Source organism: Streptomyces sp. NPDC088746, from assembly GCF_044751065.1.
Classification (GTDB): Bacteria; Actinomycetota; Actinomycetes; order Streptomycetales; family Streptomycetaceae; genus Streptomyces.
This window is the reverse complement of sequence record NZ_JBIVLA010000009.1, coordinates 102,578-114,649: the sequence shown is the minus strand read 5'-3', so window position 1 is coordinate 114,649 and position 12,072 is coordinate 102,578. Positions and strand designations below refer to the sequence as shown.

The window sequence follows — 12,072 nt, the reverse complement described above, 5'->3', positions numbered from 1 at the left end:
CTGGCCCGGGAATCCGCTAGAGTTCAACACGTCGCCGGGACGCGCAAGCGGTCCGGGAAAGACAAGCGGACGTAGCTCAGTTGGTAGAGCGCAACCTTGCCAAGGTTGAGGTCGCCAGTTCGAACCTGGTCGTCCGCTCGCAGTAGACGGGGGATCTTCCCGAACCCCCGTCCCTGGTGGAGTGGCCGAGAGGCGAGGCAACGGCCTGCAAAGCCGTCTACACGGGTTCAAATCCCGTCTCCACCTCCAAGGACGATTAGCTCAGCGGGAGAGCACTTCCCTGACACGGAAGGGGTCACTGGTTCAATCCCAGTATCGTCCACCGGTCCGCAAGGACCCCCGCGCGATTAGCTCAGCGGGAGAGCGCTTCCCTGACACGGAAGAGGTCACTGGTTCAATCCCAGTATCGCGCACGCAGTACACGCAGGTTCACCCTGCGCGATTAGCTCAGCGGGAGAGCGCTTCCCTGACACGGAAGAGGTCACTGGTTCAATCCCAGTATCGCGCACCAGCCGAAGCCCCCGGTCGTCTCGACGACCGGGGGCTTCGTCGTGGGCGGTCGGGGTTCAGCCGGTGAAGAGCTGGGTGGCCTTGCGGACGAGCTCGTACAGTCCGTAGGCGAACGGCACGGCGACCCAGAGCCAGACGAACGCCATGAGGGGCTTACGACTGCTGGTGGACACGGGGGCTCCTTTCCGGTGCCTCGTGGAAGCGGGCGTGGACCGGGCGTATGCATTCGTTGGCGACGAAGCCGACGACCAGCAGCCCGATCATGATCGTCAGGGAGGTCGTGTAGAGGCTGGGGCCGCTGTGCCCTGCCCGCTCCCCCGCGTCCGCGACCCGGTTGACGATCAGCGGGCCGAGGACGCCGGCCGTGGACCAGGCGGTCAGCAGGCGGCCGTGGATGGCTCCCACCTGGTAGGTGCCGAAGAGATCCTTCAGATAGGCCGGCGCGGTCGCGAACCCGCCGCCGTAGAAGGAGAGGATCACCAGCGCGCAGCAGATGAAGAGCGGCTTGGAGTCGTCCCCCAGCTGGACGATGACCACGTACATGAGCGCGCCGACGCCGAGGTAGATCCGGTACATGTTCTTACGGCCGATCAGGTCCGAGGTGGAGGACCAGAGGAGGCGTCCGCCCATGTTGGCCAGCGAGAGCAGGGCGACGAAGCCCGCCGCCGCGGAGACCGAGACCGGGGTGGCGGTGTTCGTGAAGAAGTCCTGGATCATGGGCACGGCCTTCTCGAGGATGCCGATGCCCGCCGTGACGTTCATGCAGAGGACCACCCACAGGCACCAGAACTGCGGCGTGCGCAGGGCGTTGCGGGCGGAGACCTGGGCGTTGGTGACGAGCCTGCGGGTCTCCTGCTTCGGTTCCCAGCCGTCCGGGAGCCAGCCGTCCGGCGGCACCCGCACGAGGAAGACGCCCAGTGCCATGAAGGCGGCGTAGACGACACCGTGGACGAGGAAGGCCGTGGCGATGCCGGACCGGTCCGTCCCGAAGCTCTCCAGCATCCCGGTGGACCAGGGTGAGGCGATGAGGGCGCCGCCGCCGAATCCCATGATGGCGATGCCGGTGGCCATGCCGGGCCGGTCGGGGAACCACTTGATGAGGGTGGACACCGGCGAGATGTAGCCGATGCCGAGCCCGATGCCGCCGATGAAGCCGTAGCCGAGGACGACGAGCCAGTACTGGCCGGTGGAGGCGCCGAGCGCGGCGACGAGGAAGCCGGAGGAGAAGCAGACGAGGGAGACGAACATCGCCCAGCGTGGGCCGTTGCGCTCGACGAGCGTGCCGCCGAACGCGGCCGAGAGGCCGAGCATGACGATGCCCAGCTGGAACGGGAGAGCACTGGCGGTGCCCGAGAGGTCGAGAGCGGACTCGAGCGGGGGCTTGAACACGCTCCAGGCGTAGGCCTGTCCGATGGAGAGGTGCACGGCGAGCGCGGCGGGCGGTACGAGCCAGCGGCTCCACCCCGGGGGCGCGACAGTCCGGGACCTGTCGAGGAAGTTCATGGATCCGCACTCTAGGCATCAGCCATGGCCATGACTAGATCATGAGAGGAAGTCGGTCGACCGTATGCAATGCGGGCCCGGGCTCGGCCCGGACCCGCCCTGCGGCACTACCCGCTCGGAAGCCGCGGTCAGGAGCTGAACAGCATCCGGCCGAAGCTCTTCTGACGGTGGTGGCCGCCGTAGTGACCGCCCTGGTGCGGCGCTCCCCAGGCGGGAGCCGGCGACGCGGGGTACGGCTGCTGAGCGGCGGGGTAGCCCTGCTGCGGGGCGGGCGGCGCGGGCGGGGCCTGCTGCGCCCACTGCGACTCCAGGCGGGTCAGGGACTCCAGCTCGCCGTAGTCGAGGAATATCCCGCGGCAGCCGCTGCACTGCTCGATCTGCACGCCGTTGCGGTTGTACGTGTTCATCTGCGCATGACACTTGGGGCACTGGATCATCGGGTGGACTCCTCAGGTCGTGGCGGCGTCGCCGGATACATGCCCGGCGGCGCACGCTTCACCCTACGACGCGTACGCGGACGCCAACTCGGGCGGGAGGGACGCAATTCGGACACATGCGTCGATCATCAACTGTTCCACCTCATCCGGACTGCGGCCCTCCGCCGCGGACTTGGTGAGCGCGAGGGCTGCCGTCTGCACCGTGAGCGCTCGTGCCGCGACGTCCAGCTCGGGCCACGGGTCCCCTTCGGCCCGTACGGCGGGGCCGCCGGACTCCCGGTAGGCGTCGAGGAAGCGCAGCCAGATCTCGGGCGGCAGCAGTCCGGCGGCGTACCAGGCCGCGGGCCGCGCCAGGTCCCAGGCGGGGTCGCCCAGGCCCGTGTCGTCGATGTCGATCAGCAGCCAGGGGCCGCGCCGCGCGGGGTGCCGCACGAGCTGGCCGAGGTGGAGATCGCCGTGGCAGAGGAAGCCGTCCCGGTGCTCCGGCGTCGGCTGCTCGGCGCGGGCCCAGTCGGGCAGCCCGCGCCAGGCTGCCAGCACGGGGCCGGCAGCCGGGTCGCCGGGGCGGGCGGCGCGCATCCGCGCCACGGCCCGGGCGGCCTTGACGGGTCCGCGCATCGGCGGGAGCGGATGGGGCGGCGGGGTGCGGTGCAGCCGGGCCAGCAGTGCGGCGGCTTCCTCCCAGGGGGCCGCGTCCGGGTCCGAGGGGTCGACGGGCGAGCCGTACGGCCAGAGGCTCACGGTGCGGCCCTGGGCGCTGTCCGGCGGCCCGTCCGGGGCGGGCAGGGGCGGGAGCAGGATCCCCGCCAGCCGGGGCGAGGCGGCCAGGGACAGACGGGCCGCCAGGGCGGCGGGGTCCGAGTCCGGGGCGTGCGCCTTGGCGACGCGCGGGCCGCTGCGGACCACCGTGGCGTCGGGCCGGTCCGCGAGCACCTGGGGCGGCGCGCACACGCACGGAGTGGTGCCGGCGTGGGCGCTGCCGTGCGCGAGCTCGCCCAGCTCGCGTACGACAGGGGTGGTGGTCATCGGACGGCTCCCGCGGAGGTGATCGGCCGGCCCGCGGCCGGTCCCGGCGGCGATCGTACGCGGCCGCCGGCGCCGTGGCGGGCGACGGGCCGCCGCGGCGGCGGAACGGGTCCGGACAGCGCGATGTCCGGCCAGCTCCCCAGCTGGCCGGACAAACGCTGCCGTCCGCCGCACCCCCGTCCCCACGGGGCTGTTGGCCGGATGTCCCGGTCCGGACCGCTCTTCCGGACCCGGGGCGCCGCTCAGCGCCCCAGCATCACGCCCACGGACGACGCCTGTGTGACCACTGCGTCCCAGCCGCCGAAGACGACGACCAGCAGGGCCGCCAGGGGAAGGACCATGGCTGTCGCCACCAGCGGGTGGCGCGTACCGGACGGGCGTACGCCGAACGAGGCGTACGCCCTGCGACCCTGCGTGCGGATGATCGTCCGCGCGGCCGTGTCCGCCATGGTTCCTCTCCTGACCTGTTCCGGAGCGGCGGGCGTCTGGCCTCGGGGGACGAGTTCCACGCCCGCCGCTTGACTTCAAGATTAGGGAGACGCAGGACCCATGGCGTCATGCCCGCGTACCGAATGCCGGGCCTCCCGGAGGATGAGCCGACCGTCCCCGGTGTACTCCCCTGGGTGGAGAAACGGTGAGGGCCACGGCACCCGGCACCTAGGGGTCGTCGTTCGGGTGATCCGAACGACGGGCCCCCGGGGTCCGCTCCGGCCGGAGGGTCCGGCCTCGGCATTCACCACCGCGGACACACCGCACCCGGAGGCAGACCACCAGCCGGCCGCGCCTCCCCGGCCTCACGGGGCGGTACAGCTAGGCGTCGCGGGGACGCTCGGAGGCGTCCTCACGAGGGACCGGCTGTTCCACCAGGGCGAGCACCCTGGTCGCCATGAACCGGGCGGTACGGACAACTGATCCACTTCGGGTGACTTCACTCACTTCCACCACCCCCCGGCGGACCGCTGTCTCCACCCTTCGGCCTGCCCTGGAGGCCACCACTTCGTACGTCCTGGTCGTGTCACCCGCGTCCACGACTATTTCCACACGATCGCCCTTCATTGATCCAATCCCCCTTATGCGACGGCCCTTTGAGATCTCGCACGGGCCACGGAACCTGGATCCCCGGCTCCCTGACCACTCCTCAATTCTCCCACCGGGCACTGACAATCGATGGGCCGGTGAGGGCGCGGCCTCTGAGCGCGCCGCGCCACGGGTACGTAAGCTGTGCCTCGTCAGGCGGACCGGCAGCGGGGATGGGCAGACGATGGCGATGATGCGGCTCCGGCGCGAGGACCCGCGTGTCGTCGGCTCGTTCAGGCTGCACCGGCGACTGGGCGCGGGCGGCATGGGCGTCGTCTATCTGGGTTCCGACCGCCGGGGCCAGCGGGTGGCGCTGAAGGTGATCCGGCCTGATCTGGCGGAGGACCAGGAGTTCCGCTCGCGTTTCGCGCGCGAGGTGTCCGCGGCCCGGAGGATCCGCGGCGGCTGCACGGCCCGGCTGGTGGCCGCCGATCTGGAGGCGGACCGTCCGTGGTTCGCGACGCAGTACGTACCGGGTCCCTCGCTGCACGACAAGGTCGTCGAGGAGGGCCCTCTCTCGGCGGCCGAGGTGGCCTCGATCGGGGCGGCGCTCTCGGAGGGGCTGGTGGCGGTGCACGAGGCCGGTGTCGTCCACCGTGACCTGAAGCCGTCCAACATCCTCCTCTCCCCCAAGGGCCCCCGGATCATCGACTTCGGCATCGCCTGGGCGACCGGGGCCAGCACGCTCACCCATGTGGGTACGGCCGTGGGCTCGCCGGGCTTCCTGGCGCCCGAACAGGTGCGCGGTGCGGCGGTGACCCCCGCGACGGACGTGTTCTCGCTGGGCGCCACGCTGGCCTACGCGGCGATGGCGGACTCGCCCTTCGGGCACGGAAGTTCCGAGGTGATGCTCTACCGCGTGGTGCACGAGGAACCGCATCTCTTCGACGTGCACGACGCGCTCGCCCCCCTCGTACGGGCCTGTCTGGCGAAGGACCCGGAGGAGCGGCCGAGCACCCTGCAGCTCTCCATGCGGCTCAAGGAGATCGCCGCCCGTGAGGCGCAGGGGCTGCAGGAGCGCCGTCCGCCCGCCCAGCGGAGCGCGCAGGAGCTGGACCGGCCGACCGGCCGGATGGAGGGCCCGTACACCGAACAGGCGACCCGGCACACGGCCGGGGGGTCCGCTCAGGAGTCGCGCGCGCCGGGCGGCCGGCGCCCCGCGTCGTCGCGTCCGGCGGCCCCTCGCACCGGTGGCTCGCAGTCCCGGGCGGCGCGGGGCGGCCCACGCTCCGGTCAGCAGTCCCACGGGCCCAAGGGCACGAACGGCAGGCAGGCCTCGAGGTCCGGTGTCCGCACGACCTCGGCGGGGAAGGGCGGGAAGCGGCGGCCGGCCAACCCGCGGCTGCTGCGCCAGCGGCTCGTCGTCTTCGTCGTGGTGACGCTGCTCGTCGCGCTGGGCATCGCGGCCGCCCAGGGCTGCCAGGGCCCGGCGCGCGGCCTGGGGGGCTCGCCGTCACAGACGTACGACGGGGCCGGCCCCGCGCAGGTGGGCGGGGCGGCTCCGGCTCAGGCGGATCCGGCCCGGGTCGCGTAGAAGGCGACGGCGGAGGCCGCGGCGACGTTGAGCGAGTCGACCCCGGCATCCATCGGGATGCGCACGTGGGCGTCGGCCGCGGCGAGCGCCCCGGGTGTGAGGCCGTCGCCCTCGGTGCCGAAGACGAGCGCCAGCTTCTCGTGCTGCCGCGCGACGAGTTCGTCCAGGGTGATCGACGTGTCGCTGAGGCAGAGCGCGGCGGTGGTGAAGCCCGCCTCGCGCAGCACGCCGACGTCCTCGGGCCATGACGTCAGGCGGGTCCAGGGGACGTGGAAGACGGACCCCATGGAGACCTTGACCGCCCGTCGGTAGAACGGGTCGGCGCAGCGCGGGGTGAGCAGGACGGCGTCGACGCCGAGTGCGGCGGCGTTGCGGAAGGCCGCTCCGACATTGGCGTGGTCGACGATGTCCTCGAACACGGCGACCCGCCGCACGTCCCCCCGCTCAGGGGACAGCAGCGTGCCGACGTCGGGAAGCGGCTTGCGCTGCATGGAGGCGAGGGCCCCACGGTGCACGTGGTAGCCGGTGACGCGTTCGGCGAGAGCCGGTGTGACCGCGTAGACCGGTGCGGTGGCCTCGTCGATCACGTCGCGCATGACGTCGACCCACTTGGCGGAGAGCATCATGGACCGCATCTCGTACCCGGCGTTCCCGGCACGCCGGATCACCTTCTCGCCCTCGGCGATGAAGAGGCCCTCGGCGGGTTCACGCCGCCGCCGGAGCTCGACGTCGGTCAGGCCTGTGTAGTCGCCCAGGCGAGGGTCGTCCGGGTCGTCGACGGTGATGAGTTCAGCCACGGGGTGCTACTGCCTTGTCGGGGGTGTGGGAGTGCGGGAGCGCGGCGGGGGGCCCGGCCGCTCAGCCTTCGAGCCGGCCGGCCGGGTCCGCGGCGACGGCGACGACATCGCCGATGACGATGACGGCCGGGGGGCGCACCTCTTCCGTGACGACACGCTCCCCGACGTCCGCGAGGGTCGCGTCGACCCTGCGCTGGGCCGCCGTGGTTCCTTCCTGGACCAGGGCGACCGGGGTGTCGGGTGCCTTGCCGTGGGCGATGAGGGCGCGGGAGATGGCACCGATCTTGTCGACGGCCATCAGGAGGACCAGGGTGCCGCGCAGCTGTGCGAGCGCCTTCCAGTCGACGAGGGACCTCGGGTCGTCGGGTGCCACATGGCCGCTGACCACCGTGAACTCGTGCGCGACGCCCCGGTGGGTGACGGGGATGCCCGCCGCTCCCGGCACGGAGATCGAGCTGGAGATGCCGGGGACGACCGTGCAGGCGATGCCCTCGGCGGCCAGCGCCTGTGCCTCCTCCATGCCACGGCCGAAGACGAACGGGTCGCCGCCCTTGAGGCGTACCACGGACCTGCCGGCCTTGGCGTGGTCGATCAGCGCCTGGTTGATCGCCTCCTGCGCCATGTACCGGCCGTACGGGATCTTCGCGGCGTCGATCACCTCGACGTGCGGCGGGAGCTCGTCGAGCAGGTCGCGGGGGCCGAGGCGGTCGGCGATGACCACGTCGGCCTCGGCGAGGAGACGGCGGCCGCGGACCGTGATCAGGTCGGGGTCGCCGGGGCCACCGCCCACCAGCGCGACGCCGGGGGCTCGGGTCCGGTGGTGCGGGGCGGCGAGGGTGCCGTCGCGCAGGCCCTCCACGATCGCGTCGCGGACGGCGGCGGAGTGCCGGGGGTCCCGGCCCTGCGAGGTGGTGGTGAGGACGGCGACCGTGATCCCCTCGCTGCGGCCGGTGGCCGGGGTCCAGGCGGTGGCCGCCTCCGCGTCGTCGCTCCGGACGCACCAGGTGCGGGTGCGCTCGGCCTCGGCGGACGCGGCGTCGTTGGCGGCGGCGTCGGACGACGCGACGAGGGCGTACCAGGTGTCGGCGAGGTCGCCGTCCTGATACCTGCGGCGCTCCCAGCGGATCTCACCGGTGTCGGCCATCGCCTCGACGGACGCCGTCGCCGACGGGGACACCAGGGTGATGTCGGCCCCGGCCGCGATGAGGGCGGGCAGCCGGCGCTGCGCGACCTGGCCACCGCCGACGACGACGACGCGGCGCCCGTTCAGGCGCAGTCCGACGGGGTAGGCAGGGTGATCGTCATGCTCGGCCATGGTCGTGCGGGCTCCTCGTGCAGGGTGCGGTGTGCTGCGGGCCGCTGCGGCGGTGGAGCGGCGGTGACGTGGGCTGGGTGAGGCGGTGACGCGTGGGACCACGATACGGGGTGGTGGGCACGGCACCCGGGCTGTGCGGCGGGCCGCCCCCGGCGGGCCCGGAGGCCCCGGCACGGACGGTCGTGCCCGCGCGGGGCCGCGTGGGTGCCCGGACGGGCCGGTCGGGCGCGTCCGGGCACGCGGCGGCTACTTCTCCGTGACGCCCGCGGAGTCGAACGTCGCCACCTCGTGCATCGCACGGGCGGCACTCTGCACGATGGGGAGGGCGAGCAGCGCGCCCGTGCCCTCACCGAGGCGGAGGTCCAGGTCGACCAGCGGGCGCAGGCCCAGCTTGTTGAGCGCGGCGACATGGCCGGGTTCCGCGCTGCGGTGCCCCGCGATGCACGCGGCGAGCGCCTCGGGGGCGATCGCCCGGGCGACCAGCGCGGCGGCGCCGGCGCTCACACCGTCCAGGATCACCGGCGTACGGAGCGAGGCGCCGCCCAGCAGGAAGCCCGCCATGGCGGCGTGCTCCAGGCCGCCGACCGCGGCCAGTACGCCGATGGGGTCCGTCGGGTCGGGCTGGTGCAGGTCCAGGGCGCGGCGCACCACGTCGACCTTGCGGGCGTGCATCTCGTCGTTGATCCCGGTGCCGCGCCCGGTCACCTCCGACGGGTCCAGGCCGCTGTAGACGCAGATCAGCGCGGCCGACGCGGTGGTGTTGGCGATGCCCATCTCACCGGTGAGCAGGCCCTTGTTGCCTGCGGCCACCAGGTCGCGGGCGGTCTCGATGCCCACCTCGATGGCCGCGAGGACCTCTTCGCGGGTGAGGGCGGGGCCCGTGGTGAAGTCGGCCGTTCCGGCGCGGACCTTCCTGGGCAGCAGACCGGGCGTCGCGGGGAGTTCCGACGCCACACCGACGTCGACGACGCAGACCTCGGCGCCGACCTGGGCGGCGAAGGCGTTGCAGACGGCGCCGCCACCGAGGAAGTTGGCGACCATCTGGCCGGTGACCTCCTGCGGCCACGCCGTGACGCCCTGGGCGTGCACCCCGTGGTCACCTGCGAAGATCGCCACGGCCGCGGGTTCGGGGATCGGCGGGGGGCACATCCGGGAGAGCCCGGAGAGCTGCGCGGAGATGATCTCCAGCATGCCCAGCGCGCCGGCGGGCTTCGTCATCCGCTTCTGGCGTTCCCATGCCTCGCCGAGCGCCTTGGCGTCCAGCGGGCGGATGCCGGCGATGGTCTCCTGGAGGAGGTTGTGCGGTTCCTCGCCCGGCAGGGCGCGACGGCCGTACGTCTCCTCGTGGACGACCCAGGACAGCGGGCGGCGCTTGGACCAGCCCGCCTGCATCAGTTCGGGCTCCTCGGGGAATTCGTCGACGTAGCCGACGCAGAGGTAGGCGACCACTTCGAGGTGTTCGGGCAGGCCGAGCGCCCGGACCATCTCCCGCTCGTCGAAGAAGCTGACCCAGCCGACGCCGAGCCCTTCCGCGCGGGCCGCCAGCCACAGGTTCTCCACGGCGAGCGCCGAGGAGTACGGGGCCATCTGCGGCTGGGTGTGCCGCCCCAGGGTGTGGCGGCCGCCGCGGGTGGGGTCGGCGGTGACGACGATGTTCACGGGCGTGTCGAGGATGGCCTCGATCTTCAGTTCCTTGAACTGCTTGGCCCGGGCCTTGGGCAGCGACTTGGCGTACGCATCACGCTGACGCTGGGCCAGTTCGTGCATGGAGCGGCGCGTCTCCGCGGAGCGGATGACGACGAAGTCCCAGGGCTGCGAGTGGCCGACGCTCGGCGCGGTGTGCGCGGCCTCCAGGACGCGGAGGAGGACCTCGTGAGGGATGGGGTCGCTGCGGAAGCCGTTACGGATGTCGCGGCGTTCACGCATGACCCGCAGGACGGCTTCGCGCTCGGCGTCGTCGTAGCCGGGGGCGGGTGGGGAGGCCGGGGCCTCGGCCGCGGCGGCCTCGGCGGGGGCTGTCCCGGCCTCCGCCTCTTCGGTCTCCTCCGGCGCCTCGACGGGGGCCGGGGCCTCCTGAAGGGCTTCCTCAACAGGGGCCACGGGGTCCGGGGCCTGGGCCGCCAGGGGCTCGGCCTCCGGGGCCTCGGGCTCCAAGGTCTCCGGAACCACGGGCTCCGGGATCACGGCCTCGGGGGCCTCGGCCTCGGGGGTCTCGATGATCTCGGGTCCGGTGCCGGGCTCGGGCTCCGTCTCCGGCTCGGCCAGGATCTGGGGTCCGGCCTGCGGCACGACGAGGGGCTCGGGCTCCGCGAAGGGCTCGGGCGCGGCCTCGGGCTGCTGGACGGCGACCGGCTCCGGCGCCTCCACGGCCTCGGGCACGGCCGGTGCGGGCTCCGCCACGGGGGGCGCGGGCTCGGCGGCCGGCTCGGCCTCGGCGACGGGGGGCGCGGGTTCGGCGGCCGGCTCGGCCTCGGCGACGGGGACGGCGGTCCCGGCCGCGGGGGTCGGGGCGAGGTGCGGAGCCGTCGGTACGGAGCCCTCCACGGGCACGAACTGCCCCACCGGCTCAGCCGGGGCGGCGGCTTCGACGGGCAGTTCGACGGGAGCGTCGACCGGTACGGGGGCCGGAGCCTCGGCCAGGGCCTCCGCGGGAAGCTCCTCCATCGTCTCCGGCACCGGCGCGACGGGAGTCTCCGGAATCACGGCCGCCACGGGCTCCGGGGCGACCGTTTCTGCGGGAGCGACGGGCGGGGCGGGCGAGGCGGCCACGACGGGTTCGACCGGTTCGGCAGGCGCGGCAGCCGCGTCGGGTTCGACACGTTCGGCAGGCGCGTCGGGTTCGACAAGTTCGGCAGGCGCGGCATGCTGCTCGGCGGGTTCGACAAGTTCGGCAGGCGCGGCATGCTGCTCGGCGGGTTCGACAAGTTCGGCAGGCTGCTCGGCGGGCACCACGGGCTCCGCCACCGGAGGCTCCACCAGCGTCTCGGGCGCCACGGCCGGCTCCGGCGCGCCCCACGCGGGCGCGCCCTGCGGCGGGATCTCGCCCAGCTGCGGACCGGGCAGCAGGGAAGCGCCGTCCGCCGGGACGTCGAAGTACTCGGGCCCTGTCGTCGGCGGTCCCGCGTGCCGCACGGGCATCGGGTTCTGCGGGCCGGCCGGCCCCCGGTCCGCGAGCGAGCGGACGACTCCCCCGGTCGGCGGCCCCCCGTAGGAGGGCGCCTCGGTGGAGGCGGGACCGCGGTGCAGCGGGCGCCGGGCCGGCGCGGCCGCGACCGGGACCTGCGCGGGTGCGTGCGCCGCGACCCGTACGCCGTTGAGGTCGGCGCCGGACCCGTGGGTGCCGTTCACCGCTCCGTCGTGCGCCGGGAACTGCTCGGGCACGCCCGCCGGTGCGGCCGGAGCGTCGCTCCAGGCGCCCTGGGACGCGGGCATCAGAAGGAGGTCGTCGTCCTCTGGTGTGTGCTCGGAGGGTTCGAGGTAGGTGTAGGCGTCCGGGGCGGGGACGCCCGGCTGCTCCACCATGCCTGCGTTCTCCGGCAGTCCCTCGCCCGGGATCTGGCCGGTGTCAGTCATGCGTACCCCTCGCCCATCGTCAGTGCTCCTTCGCCCTTCGCCCGGGATGCCCGAACCACGGCACGCCGGTGCTCGTCAACAAGAACGAGCGGGCTCCCCGCGCGGCACGAAACGCGCGCGGAGGTATACATTCTCGCGGCCGTTCGCCGCCGCGACAGACAGTTCTGCCTCGGCTCGCTGTGGACTGCGCCACGTTGCGCGTCCCCCGGTTACGCCGTACCACATCGCGGACCAAAACGGTCCACTTTTCCGGACATTGACGAACGAACCGTCGAACGGCCGGGCGCGGTACAACAATCG

9 protein-coding genes and 5 tRNA genes are annotated in these 12,072 nt (G+C 73.2%); 6 read left to right on the top strand and 8 right to left on the bottom strand.

Going from position 1 to position 12,072, the window contains the following annotated elements; all coding sequences use genetic code 11:
- The first annotated feature begins 65 nt into the window (after window positions 1–65).
- From ACIP63_RS32020 to ACIP63_RS32000, 5 genes are all read left to right on the top strand, one after another.
- Window positions 66–138, top strand: a tRNA-Gly gene (locus ACIP63_RS32020).
- Window positions 139–175: 37 nt separating this feature from the next.
- Window positions 176–249: transfer RNA gene (locus ACIP63_RS32015), tRNA-Cys, on the top strand.
- A 1-nt stretch (window position 250) separates the two neighbouring features.
- Window positions 251–322, top strand: a tRNA-Val gene (locus tag ACIP63_RS32010).
- 19 nt (window positions 323–341) lie between these two features.
- A tRNA-Val gene (locus tag ACIP63_RS32005) sits at window positions 342–413 on the top strand.
- A gap of 23 nt (window positions 414–436) precedes the next feature.
- Window positions 437–511: transfer RNA gene (locus ACIP63_RS32000), tRNA-Val, on the top strand.
- Window positions 512–663: 152 nt separating this feature from the next.
- Here ACIP63_RS32000 and ACIP63_RS31995 read toward each other — a convergent pair.
- From ACIP63_RS31995 to ACIP63_RS31975, 5 genes are all read right to left on the bottom strand, one after another.
- Window positions 664–2,013 carry an OFA family MFS transporter gene (locus ACIP63_RS31995; RefSeq protein ID WP_401522755.1) on the bottom strand — a complete coding sequence of 450 codons (1,350 nt, stop codon included), beginning with the start codon at window positions 2,011–2,013 and terminating at the stop codon, window positions 664–666.
- A gap of 128 nt (window positions 2,014–2,141) precedes the next feature.
- Entirely contained in the window at window positions 2,142–2,450 is a 309-nt protein-coding gene (locus tag ACIP63_RS31990) for a zf-TFIIB domain-containing protein (protein ID WP_401522752.1), read from the bottom strand.
- A 63-nt stretch (window positions 2,451–2,513) separates the two neighbouring features.
- On the bottom strand, window positions 2,514–3,476 hold the full coding sequence (locus tag ACIP63_RS31985; RefSeq protein ID WP_401522749.1) for an aminoglycoside phosphotransferase family protein: 963 nt from the start codon (window positions 3,474–3,476) through the stop codon (window positions 2,514–2,516).
- Window positions 3,477–3,718: 242 nt separating this feature from the next.
- Entirely contained in the window at window positions 3,719–3,925 is a 207-nt protein-coding gene (locus ACIP63_RS31980; protein ID WP_401522746.1) for a hypothetical protein, read from the bottom strand.
- A 361-nt stretch (window positions 3,926–4,286) separates the two neighbouring features.
- Window positions 4,287–4,532, bottom strand: coding sequence for a hypothetical protein (locus ACIP63_RS31975; protein WP_401522744.1), 246 nt, complete (start codon window positions 4,530–4,532; stop codon window positions 4,287–4,289).
- 205 nt (window positions 4,533–4,737) lie between these two features.
- Here ACIP63_RS31975 and ACIP63_RS31970 point away from each other — a divergent pair, with 205 nt between their 5' ends.
- The gene (locus tag ACIP63_RS31970; RefSeq protein WP_401522741.1) at window positions 4,738–6,087 is read left to right on the top strand and encodes a serine/threonine-protein kinase; all 1,350 of its coding nucleotides are present in this window, start codon (window positions 4,738–4,740) and stop codon (window positions 6,085–6,087) included.
- Here the strand turns inward: ACIP63_RS31970 and ACIP63_RS31965 are convergent.
- The 3 genes from ACIP63_RS31965 to cobT all read right to left on the bottom strand — a co-directional run bounded on the left by ACIP63_RS31965 (window position 6,060) and on the right by cobT (window position 11,772).
- Window positions 6,060–6,884 (bottom strand): TrmH family RNA methyltransferase, encoded by an 825-nt coding sequence (locus ACIP63_RS31965; RefSeq protein WP_401522738.1) that lies wholly within the window; start codon window positions 6,882–6,884, stop codon window positions 6,060–6,062. The genes ACIP63_RS31970 and ACIP63_RS31965 overlap by 28 nt on opposite strands.
- 61 nt (window positions 6,885–6,945) lie before the next feature.
- Entirely contained in the window at window positions 6,946–8,199 is a 1,254-nt protein-coding gene (gene cobA, locus ACIP63_RS31960; RefSeq protein WP_401522735.1) for a uroporphyrinogen-III C-methyltransferase, read from the bottom strand.
- Between the two features lie 246 nt (window positions 8,200–8,445).
- Window positions 8,446–11,772, bottom strand: a complete 3,327-nt coding sequence (cobT, locus tag ACIP63_RS31955; RefSeq protein ID WP_401522732.1) for a nicotinate-nucleotide--dimethylbenzimidazole phosphoribosyltransferase — start codon at window positions 11,770–11,772, stop codon at window positions 8,446–8,448.
- Window positions 11,773–12,072: the final 300 nt, after the last annotated feature.